This window comes from Angelakisella massiliensis, from assembly GCF_900104675.1.
GTDB classification, from domain to species: domain Bacteria; phylum Bacillota; class Clostridia; order Oscillospirales; family Ruminococcaceae; genus Angelakisella; species Angelakisella massiliensis.
Genome location: NZ_LT629945.1, coordinates 2,761,656 through 2,785,553, shown reverse-complemented (window position 1 = coordinate 2,785,553; position 23,898 = coordinate 2,761,656). Strand labels below are relative to the sequence as shown.

Here is a 23,898-nt window from a genome sequence, read left to right as displayed (position 1 = left end):
GTTTTGGTTTGGATGGAAAGGCGAGGATCAGTCCTCGTCGTGGTACATATGGTTGAGGTCGCTGCGGCAGAGGGGACGGATTCCATTGCGGGTCAGCACCTCGATAGCCTTTTCGTTGTTTTCCACACGGAAGATCATGTAGGCGGTATCTTCCTTGCGGGCGGTGAAAGCATAGGTATATTCCAGATTTACACCGGCGTCACCCAGGATGGTGAGGATGCGGAACAGCGCACCCGGTTCGTCAGGGATGGCCACAGCCAGTACCGGTGTGATGGAGCAGACATACCCTGCGTCCTTGATGATGCGGGCGGCGTTGAAGGGATCATCCACAATGATGCGGAGGATGCCGAATTCCGGTGTTTCCGCGATGGACAGGGCCCGCATATCAATGCCGTTGCGGGAGAGGATATCGGTGAATTCCGCCAGACGTCCCGGTTTGTTTTCAATAAAGACAGAAATCTGCTTAACAGTCACGACAATACCTCCTTCTCTCAATAAAGCTTCCGCTTGTCAACGATACGCACTGCTTTGCCTTCGCTGCGGGCGATGGATTTGGGGGCGACCAGTGTCACCTTGGCGTAGATGCCCAGCATTGCCTTGAGGGCCTCCACCAGCTCGCGCTCTCTGGCGGTGATGAGGGTGACGGTATCGGAGAACATTTCGGGAGTCATCTCCACCTGTACTTCGAGACGGTCGCTGTTGCCCACACGGTCCACAATGATCTGATAGTTGGCGGCATAGCCCTTGTTGAGCAGTACAGTCTCGATTTGGGACGGGAAGACATTGACGCCCTTGACAATGAGCATATCATCGCTGCGGCCCATGGGTTTGGACATCTTTACATGGGTGCGTCCGCAGGAGCATTTTTCCCGGGTCAGCACGCAGATATCTCTGGTGCGGTAACGGAGCAGGGGGAAGGCCTCCTTGGTCAGGCAGGTGAACACCAGCTCGCCCTTGGAGCCCTCCGGCAGCACTTCGCCGGTTTCAGGGTCGATGATCTCAGCAATAAAGTGGTCTTCATTGATGTGCATACCGGTTTGGGCGCTGCACTCGAAGGCCACACCGGGGCCGGAGATCTCTGTCAGGCCGTAGATATCATATGCTTTGATGCCCAGAGAATTTTCAATATCCCGGCGCATTTCCTGGGTCCAGGCCTCGGCGCCGAAGATGCCGGCTTTCAGATGGATCTGATCCCGCAGGCCCCGCTCATTGATGCTCTCCGCCAGATATGCGGCGTAGGAGGGGGTGCAGCAGATGATGGTAGCACCCAGGTCGCACATAAACTGAATCTGCCGGTCGGTATTGCCGGAGGACATGGGCAGGGTAAGGGCGCCGATTTTATGAGAGCCGCCATGGAGTCCCGCGCCGCCGGTGAACAAGCCGTAGCCGTAGGAGACCTGAACCACATCTTCATTGGTTCCGCCCGCAGCCATGATGGCCCGGGCACAGCAATCCTCCCACAGGTCGATGTCATGCTGGGTGTAGAAAGCCACAACACGGCGGCCGGTGGTGCCGCTGGTGGACTGAATCCGAACGCATTTGGAAAGGGGCTCACCGCACAGCCCGTAGGGATAAGCGTCCCGCAGGTCCGCTTTGGTCAGAAAGGGCAGTTTATGCAGATCCTCCACCGAACGGATATCGTCGGGAGTAACGCCTTTTTCCTCCATTTTTTTACGGTAATAGGGAACATTGTCATAAACGTGTCTGACCTGCTTGACCAGACGCTCATTCTGCCAGGAGAGGATCTGCTCTCGGGAAGCACATTCGATCTCCGGCTGGTAATAACGCTCCATGGGGATTCCTTCTTTCTTTCCTGGTGTCAATCTCATACAAAGCAGGGCAGGCGGAAAAGCCGCCATTTTTTCCCTGTCCCCTATCATAGCATTTTTCCAGGAGGTTGAAAAGAAAAAAATATGTTTTTGACGCAAAAAAATGCAAAAAAACAGGGAGCAAATCCATTTTAAAAGGAAATGCTCCCGAAAAAGCGGCCAAAAGGTGACAAAACCGGTGCATAAAACCTGAATAAGGGATCTCACACGAAAGAGGCGCATTTCATGGGTCAAAGCTCAGCGCCTTTTCATCACCTTTACCGTTTGATACAAGCGTACCGCTGAGGATACCAGCAGAATTCCCACTGCCAGGGAGGCGGCGATGCCCAGGGTGTGCAGCCCTGTTTCCAGAAAAGCGGAGGTGTCCCCCTGAATACAGTATTCCATGGTGTGGTAGATACCGCCACCCGGTACCAGGGGAATGAGGGCCACCAGCAAAAATTCCGTGGCGGGGCATTTGAATATCCGGGCCATCACCTCGGCGTACATCGACAAAGCGATGGTGGCGGCGAAATACTGGAACAGATCGCTGCCGACCGGAGCGGCCAGCAGATAAACAGCCCAGGCCAGTCCGCCCCCCAGAGCGGCGAAAAAGATGCGCTTGGGCCGGCGGATATTGAAGATGATGCAGAAGCCGGTGCTGGCCAGTGTGGCATAGAAGCAGGGAAGCCAGAAATTTGTCAGCATACTTCCTCCTTTCAGCCGATGCCCCACAGCAGCCGTGCGGCAGTGAGGATGATACCGGCTCCAAGAGCGATAGCGGTTGCCACCAGCAGGGATTCGGTCAGTTTGATCAGCCCCGCCAGCAGGTCCCCGGCGATGATATCCCGCATAAAGTTGGTGATCATTACCCCCGGCACCAGGTTCATCAGCGCGCCGATGATGATCCGGTCATAATGGCTCCCAAGCCCCAGGTTTACAGCTCCCAGTGCCATAGCAGCGATGATGGCGCTGGCAATGGTGTTGACAAAGAAGGAGTTGGTATGAAAGCGGTTCATCTGCTCACAGGCAATGCAGGTGGCAAGACCGCACAGCCCTGCGGCCACCGCGTCCCCTGCTGTTCCGGCAAAAAGCAGGGTGAAAAAGAAAGCAACCATGGCATATGCGGCCATCCGCCAATGATAGCCATAGCGGGAGACACCTTCAATGCTTTCCAGCTCCCGGCGAACTGCTTCCGGCTCCATGGGATGCAGGCAGATTTTCCGGCAAAGAGAGTTCAGACGCTCTACCCGTTCCAAATCCACTGTCTGTCCCCGTACCCGGAGCATTTTGGTATAGGAACGGCCCTGGGGAGTGGTGAAGGAAACGATAATGACAGAGGGGATCACAAAAGCGTCGCCGGAGTCCTGGCCATAAGCCAGAAAGATTCTGCGGATGGATTCCTCCACCCGATAGATTTCACCCCCGCTTTTGAGCAAGGCAAATCCCACATCCCCCGCCAGGTCCAGCAGCTGCTGTTCATCCATCCTGCTTTTCCTCCTTTTCCAGCCGTTGACGGTAAAGCTGGTAGGCCGATGGGATGGGATATTGCTCCAAAGCCTCCCTCAGGGATACCCACAGAAAATCTGTTTTTTGCGGCGGCTGCTCCAAGCGTACCAGGTATCCGGCCATCAGCCATTCCAGATGGGTAAAAATATGGCGGCTTCCAGGCAGCTTCTCCACCTCTTTGGGTTCAAAGCCCCATTCTCTCAAACGGGACAGAGCTTCCGCCTTTTTCAGCCTGCCAGGGCAGGAAGGAAACTCCCACAGTCCGGCCAGCAGTCCCTTCTCAGGCCGCTGTACCAGAGCGACATTTCCCTGACATAACAGCAGAAAAACAGTTTTTTCTTCCTGCTTCCGGGCGGCCTTGGGGGCCTTCACTGGGATTTGGCTGGTGAGATCCTGTTCCCGTGCCATACAGATGCCCGCCAGGGGACACTGGCCGCAGAGAGGTGCGCCGTTGGGCAGGCAGACCAGCGCCCCCAGCTCCATCAGGGCCTGGTTGAAATCTCCCGCCCGTGCAGGGATGATCTGCTTCACTGCCGCGGTAATGGCTTTTTTGGTGGCGGGGCTGGCAATATCGGAAAAATCTCCTGTCAGACGGGTGATGACCCGCAGAACATTGCCGTCCACAGCGGGGCAGGGAACATTGTAGGCAATGGAGCTGATGGAACCGGCGCAGTAGTCCCCGATGCCCGGCAGCTTTTTCAGCTCCTCCGGGTCCCTGGGCAGCACGCCGCCATATTCCCGCACCACCATTTGAGCGGCTTTTTGCAGATTTCTTACCCGGTTGTAGTAGCCAAGGCCCTCCCACAATTTGAGGAGGGTCTGTTCCGGGGCCGCAGCTAAGCTTTCCAGATCCGGCAGCGCCTCCATAAAGCGGGCAAAATAGGGTTTTACCGCATCCACCCTGGTCTGCTGGAGCATGATCTCCGATACCAATACCCGATAAGGGGTGGGCTGACTGCGCCAGGGGAGGACACGGGCGTTTTTGTCGTACCAATCCAGCAGCGGCTGTGCCATCTGCTGCAAACGTTCAGGCTCCATCCTCACAGCTCCAGGGTCAGCGCCTTGCCGGAAGGCTGATAGGGAACATACTCCACGCCCACCATATCGAACATCTTTTTGGAGGCCTTGACCGATTCGGTGTCGGCATATTTATCGCAGAGATAGACCACCCGGCGGATACCGCTCTGAATGATGGCTTTGGCACATTCGTTGCAGGGGAACAGGGTGCCGTAGAGGGTAGCCCCTTTCAGGGAACCGCCGGCATAGTTGAGGATGGCGTTGAGTTCGGCATGGCAGACATAAACATACTTGGTGTTCAGGGTATCACCCTCCCGGTCCCAGGGCATTTCGTCGTCGTCACACCCGATGGGCATACCATTATAGCCCAATGGACAGAATTTTATGATCGGGGCTGACGATGCAGGCCCCCACCTGGGAGTTGTTGTCCTTGCTCCGCTGAGCGGAGAGAAGGGCGATGCCCATAAAATATTCGTCCCAGGAAATATAATCTTGTCGCTTCATATTGGTCACCTTTCGTAAGTTAAGATAGAGGCAGATGATGGGAGAATCGTCCAGCCCCTGTATTTTTATGGAGCCATTATACTACAAACCATTCTCTCTGCCAACAAAAAAGTCCTCCCCGCGGGGGCAGGAGAGGACCAGGATGGATGTGATTCTTTTGGAAGCACGGGAGAAATGCCTGGATGAAAAGGCCGGCGCAGAAAACAAATAAAGGAGAGCTGTGCCCAAAGGAATTATTCCTTTTGAAAGACAGGCTCCTTCCCAGTGAATTCAGCACACTGAAAATGCCCAACCCTTGATTTTTAAATCAAGCGGTCCTCATGGGCTTCCATACCGCGCATTTCCCAAAAGGCTTGATCCGACAAAAGCAGCAAACAGGCAGCACAGGTGCGCCCGGGAAGGATATGCGCTGTTTGGGATGGGTACAGGAGGATATCTTCCAATTTCTGAACCCTCTCACAAAGTAAGGAGCTTACGTCAATTCTTCCCCCAGGACTTCAAAGGCTTCCAGCTCATGTCCCAGAGCGGAAACAGGGAAAGGATTGTGATTGAGAAGGAAACGAACTGTGCGTTTTTCTCCTTTGCGCACTACCGCTTCCACTCCATCGGGCGTTTCCACAGGGGTCAGCTGCGCAAAAGACATAGCCTCCCTCAGCACTTCTTCCAGCAGCTTTCTTTCCAATGAAGTACCCAGATAATAGGCTCTGCCCCGGCCCCAAGGATTCATTGTTACAGCGGCGTAATTCTGATAGAAAGGATCGTCATACCGATAAAGGACCTGGGCGGTGGTGGGCTGGAGCATATCGCGGAAAATTCCTGCGGAGCCGGTTTGCCCATCGGCCCCCCGAAGGGGAAAAAGGTCATATTCCTGAACGCTTTCTGTTTCTTCCACTGTCACCCCCAGCAGATCGTCACAATCCACAGGCAGAACCTTACCAAAGACAAGGTTGTTATTGCGGTCTTTGACGGAAGTACGGTATGTGACTACAGCGCAGCCACCTGCCGCCACATATTCTTTCAGGCGGGTGAGAAACTCTTTGTCGGTGACAATCATGTTGGGCACCACTACTATCTTATAGGAAGAAAAATCCTCCCGGGAGGGGATGATGTCCACCATCTGATTGGTCCGGAAAAATACCCGGTACAATTCTTTCATCTCCCGCTCACAGTCCAGCAGAAGGCTTTGACGCTGGATGCGGAAGGAAGCGAGGGAATCAAAATCATACAGAATACATATAGGACTGGAAATGGGAGCGGTGAGGACGTCTTCATACTCTTTCACATCCCGGAAGAAGTCTCCGGCCTCCCGAAAGCGGCGGCGGGGAATATTGTCCGGGTCCAGCAGACCATAACAGAACTGTTCTGCTCCTGCGGCGGCTCCCCGATAGCGGAAATACAGCAGGCTGTCACATCCGTGAGCCATTCCCTGCCAGCTCCACAATTTAGCCTGTCCCGGACGGGGGAGATAACCGGTAATATCGTGGCCCTGAGCGCCCATAATGGCTTCTGTGATCATGAAATTCTGACGGCGCAGACCCCGGATATAATCAAGACCAAAGGCGATCTCATGGGGAGGCAGCGGCTCCTTTTGACCGCCCCAGACGGGGTAGTTGTTGTAGGCTGCCTGATCCAGACACTGGGCCATGGCGGCAAAATCTGCATGTTTGCCCAGACCTCCGCCGGGGAAGTCGTGCAGGATCTTTGCCTGAGGAATGACCCGCCGCACAAGCTGGGCCTGCTGGCTGATGAAGTCCTCCAGCAAAAAAGCGCGGAACTGTTCCCAGCAAAGACGCAAAGCGGGATTGTGGGTGGTGATGGTGGAGGAGGGAAGGGGAATTTCCCCAAAGTCCCCATACTGCTGTCCCCAGAAGACAGTGCCGAAAGCCTCATTGAGACGCTGGATATCTCCCTCAAAGCGGTCATGAAGCCATTGGCGGAACCGGTCCCGGCAGTTGCCGCACCAGCAGAGATCGCTGCCCTCATGGCTCAGCTCATTATCCAGCTGCCAGGCGATGATAGCCGGTTCTTCCCGATAGTGCTCCGCCAATTTGGTGACGATCCTGCTGCAATATTCCCGGTAAACCGGGCTGCTGTAGCAGCATACATGGCGCCCGCCGAAGGCCCTGGAAGTACCGTCCTCAAAATGGGACAGCACCTCCGGCCAACGGGCGGCCAGCCAGGCGGGGGGAGTGGCAGTGGGCGTGCCGAAGATGATTTTCAGACCCCGCTCTTTGGCACGGGAGATCACATGATCAAAGAAAGAGAAATCATATACTCCCTCTTGAGGTTCCATCAGTTTCCAGGCAAACTCGCCGATACGAATAACATTGCAGCCCAGCTGCCGGATTTGGTCCAGGTCCTCCTCCAGCAGTTCAAGGGGCCATTGTTCCGGATAGTAATCCACACCCAGCAGCATATGAATGTGCTCCTTTCCTGTAAGGCTTTTCTCACTTTACCCAAAATGGATTGATGAGCGACGGACAGATTTTCAGGTGCTCCTTTGGCGATCCATGCTTTAGAGCAGTACCTGTCCATCCTTCATCAACGTTCTGCCATCGGCGATGATGGTACCATTTTTCATAATGACATCATAGTGGCAGCTGGCCTTGACCTTTCCTCCCAATGTGATGCTGGTGCCGATACCGATGTGGCAGGAACCATATACTCCTTCGTCCTCCAGCATAAACCCACAGAAGCGGCAGGCAGGATTCAGTCCCACCCCATGCTCGGCAATATTGTATACATTGGGATCGTTTTTTGCGGCCAGGTCATCCGCCAGTATTTGAGCCTGCCGTCCGCCGGAAATGGAGGTGATCCTGCCGTCTTTTACCTTCATGGTAACCGGTTCTTCCAATACGCCGATACCGATATAAGGAATGCTTCCATCGGCGACGATGACGCCGTTTGCGGTCCCTTCCAGCGGCGAAATATTGGCTTCCACAGTGGGCAGTGTGGAAAACTGCCCCTTCTCCACCATGCAGTACAGATGATTTCCTCTGCGTCCGGCAGCGGAATATTCCAGATGGGTTCCGCCGGGGGAGGTGAGGACTACTTTCTCTGCGCCGGCCAAAGCCTGTGCCATGGCGATACATACCGGCTTGAGAGAAGCAAAATCCCCTTCGATGCCGCCGTGGATCATCATTTCTTCGGTAAACTGGGTCAGCACCAGTCCACGGGATCCTGCCGCAATAGCATCCTTTACCGCATGGGTATGGGTGATGGAGCGCCCTACCACCGAGAGAAAAACGTCGCTTACTTTCATGGCCGCCGCGATGGACCGGGGCGGTTCCTGACCATCCTGGCTCCGGGGTTCCATAACACAGAGAATGGGTTCAGCCCCCACACGGTAAACCTCCGTTGCCAACGCCCGGGCGATGCTCTCCCGGGACTGTTCGGTAATGATCAAAACCTGTTCTCCCGCCTGTACCCCCGCGCACATCTGCACCACCTTGGAGGCGCCTCTGGATAAATACATATTGTCCATCTCATTCACCCCGTATACCTGTCGGCGATTTCTTTTTACAAACCCACTTTGGCTTTGGTATATTATACCATTTCAGCTGGAACGGCACAAGCAACCCATTAAACGCATCTGCCGGAGAAAGCAAGGATGAAAGCTGTTATTTGATATGCAATGCGTTCCAAAAAGCGAAAAAACAGGCATATCGCCAGCCTCTGCCTGAGGTGAGCGATATGCCTTGTTTGGTATGGAGCTGTTTTCAGAGCTGATTTTTTAAATAGGATGTAATATTGGCCCGTTCGGGGTTGACGTAGGAAAGGGTATATTCCACCAGCCTTCCGGAGACATCGGATACCTGATGATTGATGCAGAAAACCGGACTGTTGGGAGGCAGTTCCAGCAACTGTGCGTCCTCATCAGTGAGAATGGTCACCATCAACGTCTGCCTCGCTTCAGCCAGGATGATCTGATTTTTTTCAAAATTATGATACAGGGACTCTACAGAAAAATCGATCTTTTCCACATCGGGGATCAGGGAAAATGGGAAGTAGGTGTCGTCAATAACGATGGCATGGCTGTTCCCAATCCGGATTCTTGTCAAATGATACAGAGGGGTTCCCATGGGCAGCTGAAAGCAGCGGGAAAGCTTGTGGTTGGCAGGAACCTTTTGGGCAATGAGCACCTTGCTGGTGTGAACCACACCCTGAGATTTCAGCTGAGTGCCGAAACCGCGGATGCTGGAAAAGCTTAAACGCATTCTGGCGGAATTGACAAAGTTTCCCCGTCCCTGGTGAGCTACAATCAAACCTTCCTGCCGAAGGTTTTTCAGTGCCGCGCGCACAGTGAGGCGGTTGATGCCATAGGTTTCCGCCAACCGCCGTTCCGACGGCAGACATGAGCCGATGGCGTATTCTCCGTTGGCGATTTTATCGCGGATCAGATTTTCCAGTTGTACATGAATTGGCAGTGTATTTTGCAAGGACGGGAGACCTCCTTTTTGGTTACATAGAGCCTCTCAGAGTAGGTGTGCTTTTGTAACAGGTGTTTCGGCCGGGGTTTTTATAAATGGAGTATTCAAAAACATCGCCGAACTGACTGAACGTTTGACGGGACAGGATCATCAATGGCTCTTTTGGAGAAATTCCCATCAGCTGGCAATCTTCCTCCGTTGGAGAATCCACCAGAAAATCGAGAAACTGGTTGTCCGCCTGGATACCATATTCTTTTTCCAGTACATCATAAAGAGAATGGCTGGAAAAGTCATGTACCATCAAATGGGGAAATCTGCTTTCCGGCAGGTAAGAGGTGACCAGAATGCGGGGGCCTTGTGGTATCTGATACAGACGCCGCAGGCAATATACATTGATGCCCAAGGGCAGTCTCAGAGCGTTGGAAACAGCCTTGGAGGCCTCAACCACCGCAAAAAAGGCAACCGTGGGGGAAATGGATTCTTTTCCGATAAAGTGGTCGATGGTAGGCCAGGCGTTAAGAACCAGCTTTGGGGGAGCGACACAATATTGCTGTGTGCCGGGATCGCCGTTAAGTGTACCTTCATAGAAAAGCTGCAGCAGTGCTCTGGAGATGATATCTTCCGGCATCAGCAGCAGCTGGGAAAGCTCACCGGGGGAGGGAATCGGGGAACCAGGTTTCATCTCCTCCTCTATAATCAATTGAGCGATGCGGTCCATCCCACGAATGACCATTGGGTCAAAAAGGTTTTTCACCGCGTTTTCCTCCTTATATCAAACGCCCAAAAACGGGCGGGGGATTATTTGATATTAGTATATCATACAAAGCGGGGCAAATGAATAGCTCTTGGCAAAAACTTTACATCAAGGAACGTTTTGCGGAAATGCATTAAAAATTGGACTAAAATATGTATAGTTTTAATACCACATGTTAACAGGTTTTTATTAACTTTGAATATCAACGGTGTTAAACTAATCTCATGAACTGGTATTATACTATACCAGTTGCGAAAGGAGGAAGTCGAATGTTTCGTATCATCGGTATCGGTGATAATGTGGTGGACCGGTACCTGTATAAAAACAAGATGTATCCTGGTGGAAACGCGGTGAACGTGCCGGTTTTGGCCAAGCGGTCCGGCCTGGCGGAGGCAGCTTATATTGGTTGTCTGGGCACCGATGCGGCTGGCGCTCATGTTTTGGCGGCCCTTCGCAGCGAGGGGCTGGACACCTCCCATGTTCGTGTTATGGAGGGGCCCAACGCTTATGCCAACGTAACGTTGGTGGATGGTGACAGAACCTTCCTCAGCGGCGATATGGGCGGTTCGGTGGGTGTTTCCCATAACATTGTACTGAACAAGGAAGACGAGGCGTTTATCGCTACATACCAGCTGATTCACACCAGCGTTTACAGCGGCATCAACGACAGTCTTCCTCAGATGAAGGCCATTGGCCCCGCTATTTCTTATGACTACTCCGACCACCTGAATCTGGAAGAGATCCGCGATACACTTCCTTATGTGGACTTTGCCATTTTCTCCGGCGGCGATGGGGAAGAGGAAGTGCTCCGTGATTTTATTGCCAAGGTAGCGGAGCTTGGCCCCAAGCACATCCTGATGACAAGAGGCTTCAAGGGCTCCATGCTCTATCGTGACGGTGTTTATTATCATCAGGGTATTTACCATATCGACCATGTGGTGGATACCATGGGTGCTGGAGATTCTTTCATTGCCCGTTATCTGGCGGGTATTTACAGCGGTGAGGAAACTCAGCAGAGCATGGCCAATGCCGCCGAGTTTGCCGCCAAGAATTGTCTGGTTGCCGGAACTTTCGGTTACGAAACCGACATTCGCTGAAAGTTTGAGGAGTTAACGGCTTGGGGGACTTTTAATACCGGCCGTTACATCATAAAACAAAACGACAGGAGGATTACTACGAATGAAAAAACTGATATGCTTGCTTCTCGCATTGACAATGACCTTGGGTCTGGCCGCTTGCGGCGGCAGCACTGCTTCTTCTTCCGCTGCTCCCAGCAGCAGCGGCGATGCGGCGGCTCCCTCTTCCGAGACTTCGGGAGAGCAGATTACCCTGAAGTTCCTCCACAAATGGCCTCAGCCTGAAAACGTTGCATATTTTGATGAGATCGTTGCCGCCTACATGGAAGAGCATCCCAACATCACCATCGTTTCTGAAGCTGTTGCCGACGAGCCTATTAAGGATAAGCTGAGAGTTATGATGGGTTCTGACGACCGCCCCGACGTGTTCTTCTCCTGGAGCGGTGAGTTCGCCAGAAAGTTCATTGCTGCCGGTGCTGTTATGGATCTGACCGAGGCTCTGGACGCTGACAACGGCGCCTGGAGAAGCACCCTGATGGAAGCCGGCCTGGAGCCCTTCAGCTCTGATGGCAAGAACTATGGTATTCCGCTGCGTCTGAACGGCAAGTTCTTTGTTTACAATCAGGAGATCTTCGATCAGTACGGTCTGACCGCTCCCACCACTTGGGATGAGTTCCTGACCCTCTGCGAGACCCTCAAGAGCAATGGCGTTACTCCTTTGGCCTTTGGTGACCAGTATCCCTGGGCTGCCTGCCACTACATCACCGGCCTCAACCAGAAGCTGGTTCCTCAGGATGTCCGTATGAAGGACTATGAGAAGACCACCGGCGAGTTCACCGATCCCGGCTATGTTACCGCTCTGGATATGTTCAATGAGCTCAACACCAAGGGCTATTTCAACGAATTCCCCAACTCTATTTCCCACGATATGGCTCACCAGAACTTTGCCATGGGTCAGTGTTGCGCGACAAGATTTATGAGAAATGCGGACATCTAATTTAAGAAAAATCCTCATATTTTTTAGAACTAATTCTATAGGCGCTCACAATGTATTGACGCACTGTGAGCGCCTTTATGCAATGACTCGCTCATAAGCATATTTAACAGCATCAGGCCGAAGTTCTGCATAGATCATGGTTGTCTTTGGATCGCTGTGTCCTAACAGGTGCTGGATAACCGTGAGATCCATTCCCCCATGGAGAGCATTGGTGGCAAAGGTATGGCGCAGAAGGTGGGGATGTATCCGCCTCCGCTCTCCAGCCCGGACGCCGACCGTCTCCACGGCTCGCTCGATGGCCCGAGGAGACATAGGTTCATAGGGAGCCTTGCTGCTGGCAAACAGCGCCTCACCGCCTTTGCGTTGTTCTATATAGGCCCTGAGCATAAGCGAAGCGCGGACCGAGAAATACACCACCCTCCGCTTACCGCCCTTTCCTAACACCTCCACACTGCGTTCCCGCCAGTCGATTTGATCGGCACGTATTCCTGCCACCTCCGAAAGACGACAGCCAGAGGAGACCAGGAACTCCACCAGGGCCTTTTCTTTATAGGAGCGGCAACCGTCCCGCAGCCGCTCCAGCTCCTCTGGGGTAAGGGGCCTGCGGGCCTGGAATTTGTCCAACTTGAGAGATTTGATCTTCCGCATAGGATTTTTACGGATCGCATCCTCCTGATCCAACCAGGAAAAGAAGCTCCGTAGGGTATTAATGTGGGTCTGGATACTACTGTCCTTTAGTCCACGCTCTTGGGCCAAATAGGCGATATAGCCCCGAATATCGTCTGTATCGATCCGGGTCACCGGTTTTTCTACCTTTGCAGCAAAAGCGCTCAGCATTTCCCGGTAGTTCTTTAAGGTCTTAGGTGATAGACCGTCGATTTTTCTTGCCGCCAGAAATGCGGATACTTTCCGCTCCAGCCCGCACCGCTCCCGTGATAGCTCTCGACTGATCCGGTAATCTCCCACAATACGAGCGATTTCCTCCACCATCCCCGGCATCAATGCCGCAAGCTGTCCCACTAATTCCTGTTTTGCATCCATACCCAACGCCTCCCGTTTTTGCTTTTAGTATAACGGGAAAACTACAACTTTGTCGAATAAGGCGAATGTAGCACCACCAATGGAGCTACCATTGCCCACCACAGAATTATTTACACACACAGCCAAAAGTGTATATTGGAGAAACCAATTTAATGAGGTTGGATGCTTCTATGAAGTCAAAAAAAATCGGGTTTTGTAGCTACAAATGACATCCTTGGGATACTGCCTATTGGATTTAGGCCAAAAGGTGATATGCCTATTTGCATAATTATGTCAAACCAGCAAGTAAGGGAGAGTACATGGGGATTCATCAGTGGAAGCACCGGAGAAATATTAATTAGGGTAGGACCGACCGCGACTGAAAAGTACCTCTATGCATTTGGCTTTTTTTCTTACATTGCTGACGATTAAGGATAAAATAATATAGACCCAATGACCTCATTTCCGGTATTAAAAAGCTGTGTTACCATTCGTCCGTCCGGATAAATCCACGCATAACATGAATTTATAGTGCTTACCCCTTTTATCACAGCAGCTGTGTGAGCAGTGTACCCGATGGGTCTGAATCCTTCCGGCAACACCGCCAAATTGTGGAATCCCGGCGATATAATATCTTCATCAGTGGTGCCTTTATTTAATTCAAAGCTTACAGTAACCAGGCCAAATTGGTTTTTCCAGTAGTATGCAGCACTACTAATCTGCCAGTCATCAGAGAGAGGTAGCAAAAACCTTTGAGGTGGTCCAATCTCCGCCTTATTCGACAAGGCCGACCATTTTCACTGGTCGGCCTCGCCGATAAGGGACTATTCCTCAACCGGGCCGAGATCTTCCCATCCGTCCGGATAGCCGCTGGGGGCCCACACGTTGTTGTCAACCTTGGAGCGCCAGACATGCCCCTCATCCGTGCAGCATTCATCTGTCATGTACATGCCGCTCTGGCCGTCGGGGGCCATATAGGGCTTTGCCTTATTGGGGTCTTTGGTGTGACAGACCGACCACAGCGCGGGCAACGTGGCTGGGGTAGTGTCCGGGTAGTGGCTGGCATTGTGGGGCTGGAGCAGTTTGTACACCTGCCCAACATCCGTCACAGGGGCCCCCACGGGCCAGGAGGAGTAATCCTTACCGCTGTCCCAGGCTGGCGCTTTTGCCTCCTCCGCAATCACCGCTGTACCGTCCAGCTCCGCCGCCCGTGCTCGGAGATCCAACGCGTCGGACTTACCCTGGGCGCGCATCACATCAAGCACTAATTCTTGGTTTTTCATGCACTCTGCACTCCTTCCTGATAGGCTTCGGCCATCTGATCCCACACGGCCTGCACTTCTGTCTTATCGGCCTTTTCGCTTTCCAGATCAGCCACGCGCTGCTCCAAGTCACCGGACGGCTGCGGGGGATCGGGCAGCTCCGGGGCCGGGTGCTACGCTTCCCAGTCAGCAATTTCTTCCTCGGTTGCGGCCTCAACCCATGCAGAGGTGCTTGTATCCCACTTGGGAGAAACGAAGCCCACAGCGCCCGCATAAGGCCGCATGGCAGGCGGGGCGGTATCTAAAAGCTGTTCGCCTTCCTGTAGGGTATAATACTGGATCTGTTCCTCCTGCTGGTGTTCCTCATTTTCCACAATGAGTAACAGCACAAAGGTTTTATAGAGATTTTGCGCATCAATAACGCAAGAGTGCTTATAATCCATAGATTTTCACTCCTAACTTAATTTTTATTTCCGCATTAGTCGAATAAGGCGGAGAAAACACCGCCGCAGAAGTTCAACTTGCCGTTATCTGATGGATATGAAACTCACACGGGCAGCGCCAATTATGAAAATGTGTACTACAAGGATCAAGAGGGTGTTGTCTCTGTTGAGATATCAATTAGAAAAATTGATGGATTTAAGACTGGAAGCTATAGTGCAATCGCTCAGATACCCGAAGGATTCCGACCTGCTTTTATGAAACATAATATGGAATATTCGTATGGGCCTTATGGATGGAGTGCTATATTTGTGCGCCCAAGCGGGACTATTGATGTGTATATAAGTAATGACTGCACTTCTGTATTTGGAGAACTACATTTCATTGCCCAAGATCAAGCATAAAATACTATCGTTCCCTCAATTACACGAACATTTTCTGAGATTACATACGCAACCACATTCCCAGCTGACGATGATTCCAACTTCGACTGAACAATTACAATAGATGGTGTTACCGTCGACGTCCTTCTGTCGTTTGGCGTAGGTCTTGGAGCCGGTGAGGGTGCCCGTGTAGCTCTCGAACCATTTCGAGAACTTGGAGCACACGGTCGAGAAGAAGCGCTCGATCGGCTTGTCCCACGGCTGATAGGGGAGCGACCGCCCGACCTCCTCGATGCCGATGCTCTGGTAGAAGCCCACGGTCTCGGCGTCGAACTCGAAGTCGATGTTCCGCTTCTTGCGGCTCTGGCCGGTCATGGTCTTCGCCGTGTAGTCCTTGCCGTTGTCGACGTGGAGGATGTGGGGGACGCCGCCCGGGTGGGAGTAGAGCATCTTGACGAGGCTCTCCTTGAGGGTCTGGTTGTTGGCATCCACACAAGCCACGTCGCCCACGATCGCCCGGCTCCGCATGTCCATCCATGCGACGAGCTTCGGGCGGACGGCCTTGATCTTCCCGTTCGGGGCGACCCACTGAACCCAAAAGTCGAAGGTGTGCTCGTCGCCGACGACGTACTCCATGACCTTGAGGCTCGTCGCGTCGCGCTTGCCCTTGAGCATCTTCTTGTTCTTCCACTCCCGGGAGCCGTTGGCCGCGAGGTAGCGGGCCGACTCTCCGCCCCGGCTGTCCATGAGGTGCTTGATGTACCGGGCGACCGTCTTGATGCTGGGGTAGTTCTCCCAGCCCCGGCCCTCGGCGACCTCCTCGAACTTCTCGTAGAGCATTTCGATCGTTCCCAGGTTGGCCGCGAAGCGCCGGTCGAACCATATATTTTGAATGAGCGCCTTTTGCTCATCCGTGAGACTCGGGAAGGTGGCGGTCGCCTTCGGCTTCCGACACAAGGACAGCGCCCGGAAATAGTCCCGGCTCTGGCCGTCCTCCTTCTCCATCTTGAGGGCCCAGGCGTTCGCCTTGAGGATGTTGTCGACGTAGCGGTAGAGGGTCGGGAGACTCACTCCCAGGCCCAGCGCGTACCGCTCGGCGTAGGCCGTGCGGTCGGGGCCGTCGTAGTCGATGAAGTCTTGCACCCTCGCCGCCAGCTCGACGGCCTCGTAGAACGCCTTCTTGTGCTGCTCGGTGTAGTGGTTGAGGTCGACGCCCACATACCAGGGCGCGGACTCTGTTCGCTTCTCTATGACGACGTCCCTCCCGTCTATCTTCTGTGCCGCCCGCCACGCCTTTCGGCCCTTGGCTGTCAGGGAGTCGACGGAGACGAGCACCTGCTCTCTGCCGCCGTTCTCCTGGGGCTGCGTTCTGGTCTTGTACTGATTGGGGCTTCGCTTGATCCGCTGGACGAGGGTGTTATACTTCACGCCCTCAAACTCTGCGGCCTCCTTGAGCCCGATGAATACGTCCGGCACTCCTGTCCCTCCCTTCCTGGTGTTACGCTGCCGTTACCTTCTCGACCTTCCGGGGGTCGAGGTTGAGGGCCGCGATGATCGCCGGGAGGTACTTCTCGCCCGAGCGGACGCCGTAGAGAATGTAGCTTAGATACTGCGGCGACGTTCCGATCTCGGCGGCGAGCTGCGTCTTCGTCTTGTCCTGGTCAGTGAGTGCCTTGACGACGAGCTTCCCCAGGGGGCAAAGTTTACCGTTGCTTTTCACCGCTGTCCTCCTTCCTGTGTAGTCGTTCTTAGATTTACTTCCGCTTCTGCCGGTGCAGGTTGACCGCTGCCATAAACCCCAGGCCCAGCAGTGCCGCCGCACGGGTGAAGCTGTCCGGCGCTCCTGCCACGACACACGCGGCGGCGAGCCCCAGGCCCCCGAGGGCCATGAGGCCCAGGCCGACGACGAAGTCGAGGATCGCGTCCAGCGTGGGGAAGACCCGCCTCGCACACTCCCGGGCCGCTTCCTTCTCAAGCAATTTGAGAATATAGCCCAGGGTCTCGGCCTCCTGTGACGCGGCGGCGAAAGTCAGCTCCGCGCCATACCGGGGGCGGAAGGGGTTCCGGGGGTCTCCCGAGAGCCGCTTCCGAGACAGGGCCTCGCGCCGCTGGAAGGCGACGAGGTCGGCGGCTCGTTTAAGTTCTGCTTTCATGCTGCTGTTTCCTCCTTGTGTGTCCCTTCCTGGTGCTGGTATAATCGAGATATGGCTCCCAGCCCAGGAAGGGGGTGAACGTGATGTACGAATGGATTAAGACCGACAACGACTTCGCAAACGAGGAGTACAGCAATGTATCAAGCAGGTCATGGAGCCTATCTGCGAAGCGAAATTCAGCGACAATAGCTACGGCTTTCGCCCGAACCGCTCCGTAGAACACGCCATGCAGAGAACTTATACCATGCTCCAGCGAATGAATCTGCATTATGTGATTGAGTTTGATATAAAGGGCTTTTTCGATAATGTAAATCACAGTAAGCTGGTGCGGCAGATATGGGCTTTGGGAATACACGACAAACAGTTGATTTTTATTATCAAGCGGATTCTGAAAGCACCGATTAGAATGCCAGACGGCACTACCCTCATTCCAGACAAAGGCACACCGCAAGGTGGTATCATTTCACCGCTACTTGCGAATATCGTGCTGAATGAACTGGATAACTGGGTAGAGAGCCAATGGCAGAACCACCCTCTTGTAAAGGAATACGGGTATGAGAGGAAAATCAGAAACTCGATTACTTTTGACCGGAGCAAGGCATTTCTCAAAATGAGGAAAACGGGACTGAAAGAAATGTACATCGTGAGATATGCAGATGATTTCAGAATCTTCTGTCGGGATAAAGAGGACGCTATGAGAACAAAAGAAGCTGTAACAGCGTGGATAACTGAGAGGCTAAGGCTCGAAGTATCGCCGGAGAAAACAAGGATAGTCAATGCCAGAGAACGCTATTCAGAGTTTCTCGGATTCAAGATACGGGTCAGACCAAAAAGCGGTAGGTACGCTGTGCAATCTCATATCTGTGACAAAAAGTTGGAACTGGAAAGGCAAAAGCTGGTGGAACAAGCGAAACGGATTGCCAGACCGTCCAAAAGAAAAAGACCTTTAGACGAGATAAGGCTGTTCAATTCAATGGTTCTGGGAATACAGAATTATTTTCAGCTCGCTACCTGTATCAGTATTGATTGCAGAAAAATCCACAGGCAGGTCATGACAGTTTTAACCAACCGGCTCAATACAGAAACCGGGTGCAAACTTGTTCGAGAAGGCGGTGCAATGACCGAGAGCGAAAAGGAGCGATTCGGGAAGTCGGCAATGGTACGGTATGTATCAGGAATCGACCAACCTATCTAGGGAGCTGGACATGCTCTTTGAGCGGCTCTACGAGGACAATGTGTCCGGCAAGATCGACGATGCCCGTTTTGCCAAAATGTCCAAGCGATATGAGCAGGAGCAGGGAGAGAACGCCGGACGGATCAAGGCCCTGCGGCTGGAGCTGAAAAAGCTGGAAGATAAGCGGATGGATGTGGATACCTTTCTGGAAACGGTGCGCCGCTACACCGACGCCACCACCATCACCAAGCGCATGGTTGCCGAGCTCATTCAGTACATCGAGGTCTATCCTGCGGTCAAGGAGGACGGTGTTACCAATCAGCGGGTGACGATCCATTACAACTGCATCGGTGCATTTGAGGTGCCGGATCGCCGGAAAATCCCTGAGCAGGACATTCTTTTGGAAACGAGAAAATGCGTAGCATTAAGCTACGCCCCCGCACAGATTGCCATATAGATTTGGAAATAAAAATGCGGAGTATCATCAGCAGACCTTTTCAGATCCTTTAATGATACTCCGCATGGTCTGAGTGGCGGGATTTGAACCCACGGCCTCTACCACCCCAAGGTAGCGCGCTACCATCTGCGCCACACCCAGAAACAGCTTGATTATAATATCATATTTCTGAATGGATTGCAAGGGGTTTCAGAAAAAAATTAATCTTTTTTTGCAGCCTGCTGTTCTTTACAAAAACGAATATACTTTTGCATATAAATTTTGTTGGCGAAGGCCAGTGCCGCGGATTGAACCAGCAGTGTTTCAAGCGTTTGGGATTTCATTGGCGGCTGACAGCAAAAATCCCGGTCGGTGAAAGTGGCCTTGAGGGTCATCTCAATTTGGGCACAGAAAAAATCATAAGCTTCTTCAATAGGGTAGGTAGAAATCTGGTGACGGATCAGTTGACAGATTTCTGATAAGCTCAGTACCTGCTTTAAAATACATACCACCATCAGATAAGCTAAATGTTTGCGGTTATATTTTTTCTTTTGGGGAGGAGAAACCACTTTCTGCTTTACATAGTTATTGACCATGGTGGATGTGATGAACTTTTCTCTGCTGTCCTCAGCAAAAGGAGAAAGGACATTCTGCAAAATGGTCAGCACCTGATCCATATATAATTCCAGGTCTGGGAACTCATTCATTCTTGGACAGTGGAATTGCGTCATTTCCTGTGCCAATGGGGAATCTTCAAAGCGCTCCATTTGCCATCACTCCTTTTACTTTTACATGGGTCATAAAGTCACCATTTATGATAGCAGGATGAAAAAAAAGTGTCAATATCGCTTTTTACATTGACATATACTTACACACATGATATTCTAGTTTTAAATACTAAATGATTCGATTTTTTTAATGAGGTGAGCCAATGGAACAGCGGAAAATAGCGATTCTGATGGATTCAGGCGGGGATGTTCCCGCAGATTACCGGCGCAGATGGGGAATTTATTGTGTTCCGCTGAGCATCCACTATAAAGACAGCAGTTATAAGGATGGGGTTGATATCACCGCCGAGGAGATTTATGACCGCTTCCAGCAGGAAATTCCCAAAACTTCTTTGCCCAGCAGCAGTGAAGTAGAACAAATGCTGGAACAGATTTGGGAGGATGGATACCGGCAAGTTTTGATTATCAATATTTCCAGCGGACTGAGCGGCACCATGCAGGTGATGAAGGCAGCGGCGGAGGAATTTGGTAAACTGGAATTCCGGATGATAGATACTAAAAATATTGGTATTGGTGCAGGCTTTACTGTCATGCTGGCCCGGGAACTGGCAGAACAAGGGCTGGAGATGGAAGAGATTGCTGAGCGACTGGAACGGTCTGTAAAGGAGACAAAGGTATATTTTTGTGTTTCCACACTGGAATATCTCCGCAAGGGTGGACGTATCGGCTTGGTTTCGGCCACATTGGGTACTATGCTGGGGATCAAGCCTGTCATTTCCTGCAATGAGGATGGCGTTTACTATACAGTCCAAAAGGCTAGGGGAAGGAAAGCATCCCTCCAGTGTGCGGTTCGTTTGGCGGCGGATTTTGCCAAAGGACACCGCTGCCGCTTGGCGGTAATGCACGGAGGAGCGCCGGAAGAAGCGGAGGAAGTCAAAAAGGAGCTGCTTGAGCTGCTGCCTGGACAGCAGGTAGATGTGGAAGGGCAGATCACCCCGGTGTTAGTGGTACATACAGGACCAGGACTAATGGGTATAGGGGTACAAAGACTGGATTAACCAGATGTTTTCTGATTAAAAATGGTATGCAGCTGCCCCATGACAGGCGGGACAGAAAATATCAGCAAATATGGAAAAACAGAGAGGCGGAAGGATATTCTTATCCTTCCGCCTCAAACTGTAGAAAAAACTCTTTCAAGAAAGAAATAAATTTTAAAATCATAAAAATCAGGACATGTGCCTGATTTTTATACCACGCCCCGCGCCCACAGGGGCGCGAAACCGGGGGTATCGCCGCTGGTTTCGTCAGGAACCAAGCGGCGTATCCAGGGGGACTGGGTCCCCCTGGAAGGATATTTTCATCCTTCCGCCTCTGTTTATTGACACAGGTTAAATAATCACAAAGCAGGCTTTTACCTCAGGCATGATAAACGACTTGTCCCTCACGAATGGTGGTGACCACTTGGATGTCTTTCAGCTCATGGACAGGGCAGGTGAGGGGATTGCGATCCAAAATTACCAAATCCGTTTTTTTACCCGGTGCAATGGTACCTTTCACATCCTCTTGCCGGTACTGCCGGGCAGCGTTGATGGTAATGGCCTTTAGCCCCTCCCATGGGGAGATTCGTTCCTGCGCTCCCAATACAACACCATCTCGTGTGATCCGGTTGACCGCACACCACAGCGTTTCCATCATATCCGGACTGATCACAGGGGTATCCTGATGGAAAGTGGGAGAAAGCCCTGCTTGAATGGCGGAATGAACCGGGCTGATGAAAGCCGCCCTTTCCATACCAAAGTTTTGGATGTGCACGTCTCCCCAATGGTATACATGAGCAACAAAAAAGGAGGGGATCATTCCCAGGGAGACCAGCCGCGGCAGCTGATCCCGGCGGAGCAGCTGGGCATGAATCATGACAGGATGAATGGAAGCGATGTTTTTTCCTGTTTCGCGCTGTACCTCTTCACAGCAGCGGAGAAATTGCTCCGCCGCAGCGTCGCCGTTGCAATGAGCAAGGAGCTGTGTTTGCTGGTCCAGAGCAGTGCGGATATATTCTTTTACCTGCTGATCTGAGAAAATAGGGTATCCAGTATAATCAGCCGGCTCACCCAGATAAGGTTTACTCATCCAGGCGGTTCTTCCTTGAGGTGAACCGTCCAGAAAAATTTTGTAGCCCCCAATGCGAAGATGGCCATCCGCATGGAGATATTTTTGATTCTCCTCTAATACTTTTTGAGAATCCACCATATTGATATAGGCCACCACATCCGCGGTCAAAGCGCCTGCCTGGTCCATATTCTTCAGCAGATTCCATTCGCTTTCACGGGTCAATCCATCCTGTATGGTTGTGATGCCGTAACGGAAATAGGTTTTTTCCGCCATTTGTATCTGTTTGGAAAGCTGCGCAAAGTCGGGCTGAGGCAGCCGGGAACCCAGCATAGTAAAAGCAGTTTCCTCCAGGTAGCCGTTGGGCTGCCTGGTCCCTTCCTCACGACCAATTTTTCCTCCATCAGGGTCTGGAGTTTGATCAGTGATGCCCAGCGCCGCCAAAGCAGCGGAATTGGCCACTCCCATATGTCCGGAAGCATGAGAGATCAGCAAAGGGTTATCAGGACAAAGCCGATCCAGCAGCTCTCTGGTAGGGTGGCGGCATCCAGGCATGAGATTATTGTCATAGCCGAAGCCCATCACCCATTCTCCGGGCTGAGGAGCAAACTCTGTCATATGCCGCTGGATTCGCCCAGACAGTTCCTCAAAGCTGGCAGCTCCCGCCAGGTGAATCAGCCCCACAGTGCGTGCCAGGGATGTGATATGGCTGTGGGGATCGATGAAGGCGGGCAGAAGCGTTTTTCCCTTCAGGTCCACCACTGTACAATCTCCTGCCTGAGCCTTCAGCTGGGAAAGTTCGCCAACGCCCAAAATTCGGGCGCCTTGGGTCAGGACACCTTGTCCTTGAAAATGGTCATCCATTGTGAGGATGTTGCCGCCATAATACAGTGTTTTTTGTTCCATAAAAACTCCTTTCCTGATGAGGTATCATACGGTATAGGCTAATGCAATACAGATCGCTGCGCCAGATATGGGCAAAGGAAAAATTCTTTTGCCAAAATTGTTCCATTGGGCAAAGGGACAAGACAGGACGAAATCTTGCGTTTATGATAATTGAGCCGGTTATGGGAAGGGGTATCGGCAAACTTTTGTGATAGAGTACCCCCATGAAAATAAATCCATACAAATCAATGTACCATTTCAACATCTATATTATATCATGTTATATCTTTTAAAAACGAGCTTTTGTGACCGCAAAATGAATTTTTTAAGCGCGTTGACTTCTGATTGAAGTTTTATTAAATTTTGAATGGCAAAATGTGTAATTTACACAGAGAAAAAACACACCTATTATTACATTATAACCAGAAAAACAAAGAAATAGATGTTAATTAATTGACAAGACGTAAGTTTTACGATACAATAAATATGCAAGCGTTATGAAGCCTGATTCATAGCGCTTTTCGCAAGCACCTTGTTATAAGGAGGAGAAGAAATGTCTGAAGAAATGAAAAAAGGTATACTTGATAAAGAGTATACCAGACGTCAGTTCCTGAAGATGTCCGGTAAGGGACTGGCCGGTCTGAGCATGACCGCCGCTATGCTTACTCTTTTTGGCTGCACCCAGGAAGAGGTAGATGAAGGCGTTGTGGAGACCGTGGCCCTTCCCGAAATGCTGTTGGTGGTTAACCGTGCCAAATGCACCGGATGTCAGAGATGCGAGACCAACTGCACCCTGGCCAATGACGGCAAAGCTCAGCCTTGGCTGGCCCGCCTGAATGTCCGTGACAGCGTTGTGTTTGGTTCCACCACCATCGCTGATGACTATGCTCACGGCGGCGGCTTCCTGGGCGAGTGGGACATGGGTCCTGAGACCTGCAAGCAGTGCAAGGATGCTGCCTGTATGTCTGCCTGCCCTGTGGGCGCTATCAAGCCCGATCCCAACACCGGTGCCCGTGTGGTAGATACCAGCGTTTGCGTCGGCTGCGGCGCCTGCGCTCAGGCTTGCCCCTGGGGTATGCCCAAGGTGGATCCCGAGACCAAGAAGTCTACCAAGTGCATCACCTGCGGCGCCTGCGTCAGCGGCTGCCCCACCAGCGCTCTCAGCATGATCCCCTGGGAGGACGTTGCAGCTGCTATGCAGCAGTAATTAGGGAT

General features: G+C 52.3%; 23 protein-coding genes, 1 tRNA gene and 2 pseudogenes. 7 read left to right on the top strand and 19 right to left on the bottom strand.

Features of this window, described 5'->3' with window-relative positions; translation table 11 throughout:
- Positions 1–27 precede the first annotated feature (27 nt).
- From BQ5383_RS18720 to BQ5383_RS18675, 10 genes and pseudogenes are all read right to left on the bottom strand, one after another.
- Positions 28–474 carry an ACT domain-containing protein gene (locus BQ5383_RS18720; protein WP_071434575.1) on the bottom strand — a complete coding sequence of 149 codons (447 nt, stop codon included), beginning with the start codon at positions 472–474 and terminating at the stop codon, positions 28–30.
- A gap of 17 nt (positions 475–491) precedes the next feature.
- Positions 492–1,793, bottom strand: coding sequence for a phenylacetate--CoA ligase family protein (locus BQ5383_RS18715; RefSeq protein WP_071435262.1), 1,302 nt, complete (start codon positions 1,791–1,793; stop codon positions 492–494).
- A 273-nt stretch (positions 1,794–2,066) separates the two neighbouring features.
- Entirely contained in the window at positions 2,067–2,516 is a 450-nt protein-coding gene (locus BQ5383_RS18710; RefSeq protein ID WP_071434573.1) for a threonine/serine exporter family protein, read from the bottom strand.
- An 11-nt stretch (positions 2,517–2,527) separates the two neighbouring features.
- Positions 2,528–3,295 (bottom strand): threonine/serine exporter family protein, encoded by a 768-nt coding sequence (locus BQ5383_RS18705; RefSeq protein WP_071434571.1) that lies wholly within the window; start codon positions 3,293–3,295, stop codon positions 2,528–2,530.
- Positions 3,288–4,355: an A/G-specific adenine glycosylase gene (gene mutY, locus BQ5383_RS18700; protein ID WP_071434569.1), complete on the bottom strand. Its 1,068-nt coding sequence runs from the start codon at positions 4,353–4,355 to the stop codon at positions 3,288–3,290. The genes BQ5383_RS18705 and mutY overlap by 8 nt, the downstream gene beginning before the upstream one ends.
- Before the next feature lie 2 nt (positions 4,356–4,357).
- Positions 4,358–4,838: pseudogene (locus BQ5383_RS18695) on the bottom strand (deoxycytidylate deaminase).
- A 472-nt stretch (positions 4,839–5,310) separates the two neighbouring features.
- Complete coding sequence (locus tag BQ5383_RS18690) at positions 5,311–7,254, bottom strand: beta-galactosidase (RefSeq protein WP_071434567.1); 1,944 nt, start codon at positions 7,252–7,254, stop codon at positions 5,311–5,313.
- A 99-nt stretch (positions 7,255–7,353) separates the two neighbouring features.
- On the bottom strand, positions 7,354–8,313 hold the full coding sequence (locus BQ5383_RS18685) for an aminopeptidase (RefSeq protein ID WP_235822016.1): 960 nt from the start codon (positions 8,311–8,313) through the stop codon (positions 7,354–7,356).
- A 244-nt stretch (positions 8,314–8,557) separates the two neighbouring features.
- Entirely contained in the window at positions 8,558–9,277 is a 720-nt protein-coding gene (locus BQ5383_RS18680) for a GntR family transcriptional regulator (RefSeq protein ID WP_071434563.1), read from the bottom strand.
- Positions 9,278–9,299: 22 nt separating this feature from the next.
- Positions 9,300–10,022 carry a GntR family transcriptional regulator gene (locus BQ5383_RS18675; RefSeq protein WP_071434561.1) on the bottom strand — a complete coding sequence of 241 codons (723 nt, stop codon included), beginning with the start codon at positions 10,020–10,022 and terminating at the stop codon, positions 9,300–9,302.
- A 269-nt stretch (positions 10,023–10,291) separates the two neighbouring features.
- Here BQ5383_RS18675 and BQ5383_RS18670 point away from each other — a divergent pair, with 269 nt between their 5' ends.
- Positions 10,292–11,119 (top strand): PfkB family carbohydrate kinase, encoded by an 828-nt coding sequence (locus tag BQ5383_RS18670; RefSeq protein WP_071434559.1) that lies wholly within the window; start codon positions 10,292–10,294, stop codon positions 11,117–11,119.
- Between the two features lie 82 nt (positions 11,120–11,201).
- A complete protein-coding gene (locus BQ5383_RS18665; RefSeq protein WP_071434557.1) occupies positions 11,202–12,095 on the top strand; it encodes an ABC transporter substrate-binding protein in 894 nt (297 codons plus the stop codon).
- A 75-nt stretch (positions 12,096–12,170) separates the two neighbouring features.
- Here BQ5383_RS18665 and xerA read toward each other — a convergent pair whose 3' ends face one another.
- The 3 genes from xerA to BQ5383_RS18650 form a co-directional block, all read right to left on the bottom strand.
- Positions 12,171–13,136 (bottom strand): site-specific tyrosine recombinase/integron integrase, encoded by a 966-nt coding sequence (gene xerA, locus BQ5383_RS18660; RefSeq protein ID WP_071434555.1) that lies wholly within the window; start codon positions 13,134–13,136, stop codon positions 12,171–12,173.
- Positions 13,137–13,939: 803 nt separating this feature from the next.
- Positions 13,940–14,398, bottom strand: a complete 459-nt coding sequence (locus BQ5383_RS18655; RefSeq protein WP_071434552.1) for a hypothetical protein — start codon at positions 14,396–14,398, stop codon at positions 13,940–13,942.
- A gap of 152 nt (positions 14,399–14,550) precedes the next feature.
- On the bottom strand, positions 14,551–14,820 hold the full coding sequence (locus tag BQ5383_RS18650) for a hypothetical protein (protein WP_071434550.1): 270 nt from the start codon (positions 14,818–14,820) through the stop codon (positions 14,551–14,553).
- A gap of 78 nt (positions 14,821–14,898) precedes the next feature.
- On the opposite strand from BQ5383_RS18650, the gene BQ5383_RS20900 reads away from it, so the two are divergent.
- Positions 14,899–15,222 carry a hypothetical protein gene (locus BQ5383_RS20900; protein ID WP_139193480.1) on the top strand — a complete coding sequence of 108 codons (324 nt, stop codon included), beginning with the start codon at positions 14,899–14,901 and terminating at the stop codon, positions 15,220–15,222.
- Between the two features lie 15 nt (positions 15,223–15,237).
- Here BQ5383_RS20900 and BQ5383_RS18645 read toward each other — a convergent pair whose 3' ends face one another.
- The 3 genes from BQ5383_RS18645 to BQ5383_RS18635 are packed head-to-tail and all read right to left on the bottom strand — an operon-like array spanning position 15,238 to position 17,354.
- Positions 15,238–16,677, bottom strand: coding sequence for a transposase domain-containing protein (locus BQ5383_RS18645; RefSeq protein ID WP_235822015.1), 1,440 nt, complete (start codon positions 16,675–16,677; stop codon positions 15,238–15,240).
- Between the two features lie 22 nt (positions 16,678–16,699).
- The gene (locus BQ5383_RS18640) at positions 16,700–16,921 is read right to left on the bottom strand and encodes a helix-turn-helix domain-containing protein (RefSeq protein ID WP_021920678.1); all 222 of its coding nucleotides are present in this window, start codon (positions 16,919–16,921) and stop codon (positions 16,700–16,702) included.
- Between the two features lie 34 nt (positions 16,922–16,955).
- Positions 16,956–17,354: a hypothetical protein gene (locus tag BQ5383_RS18635; protein ID WP_021920679.1), complete on the bottom strand. Its 399-nt coding sequence runs from the start codon at positions 17,352–17,354 to the stop codon at positions 16,956–16,958.
- 133 nt (positions 17,355–17,487) lie between these two features.
- On the opposite strand from BQ5383_RS18635, the pseudogene BQ5383_RS18630 reads away from it, so the two are divergent.
- Both BQ5383_RS18630 and BQ5383_RS21370 read left to right on the top strand, forming a co-directional pair.
- Positions 17,488–18,549, top strand: a pseudogene (locus BQ5383_RS18630) (reverse transcriptase domain-containing protein); the annotation flags it as partial.
- 10 nt (positions 18,550–18,559) lie between these two features.
- Positions 18,560–18,985 (top strand): DUF4368 domain-containing protein, encoded by a 426-nt coding sequence (locus BQ5383_RS21370; RefSeq protein WP_071434547.1) that lies wholly within the window; start codon positions 18,560–18,562, stop codon positions 18,983–18,985.
- Positions 18,986–19,050: 65 nt separating this feature from the next.
- Here the strand turns inward: BQ5383_RS21370 and BQ5383_RS18620 are convergent.
- Positions 19,051–19,126 (bottom strand) — tRNA-Pro (locus BQ5383_RS18620).
- Positions 19,127–19,185: 59 nt separating this feature from the next.
- Entirely contained in the window at positions 19,186–19,731 is a 546-nt protein-coding gene (locus tag BQ5383_RS18615) for a DUF1836 domain-containing protein (protein WP_071434545.1), read from the bottom strand.
- A gap of 164 nt (positions 19,732–19,895) precedes the next feature.
- On the opposite strand from BQ5383_RS18615, the gene BQ5383_RS18610 reads away from it, so the two are divergent.
- Positions 19,896–20,750 carry a DegV family protein gene (locus BQ5383_RS18610; RefSeq protein WP_071434543.1) on the top strand — a complete coding sequence of 285 codons (855 nt, stop codon included), beginning with the start codon at positions 19,896–19,898 and terminating at the stop codon, positions 20,748–20,750.
- A 358-nt stretch (positions 20,751–21,108) separates the two neighbouring features.
- On the opposite strand, the gene BQ5383_RS18605 is transcribed toward BQ5383_RS18610, so the two are convergent.
- Complete coding sequence (locus BQ5383_RS18605; protein ID WP_071434541.1) at positions 21,109–22,704, bottom strand: amidohydrolase; 1,596 nt, start codon at positions 22,702–22,704, stop codon at positions 21,109–21,111.
- 532 nt (positions 22,705–23,236) lie between these two features.
- Between BQ5383_RS18605 and BQ5383_RS18600 the strand changes: the two genes are divergently transcribed.
- Complete coding sequence (locus BQ5383_RS18600) at positions 23,237–23,890, top strand: ferredoxin-like protein (protein ID WP_071434539.1); 654 nt, start codon at positions 23,237–23,239, stop codon at positions 23,888–23,890.
- The last annotated feature ends 8 nt before the right edge of the window (positions 23,891–23,898 follow it).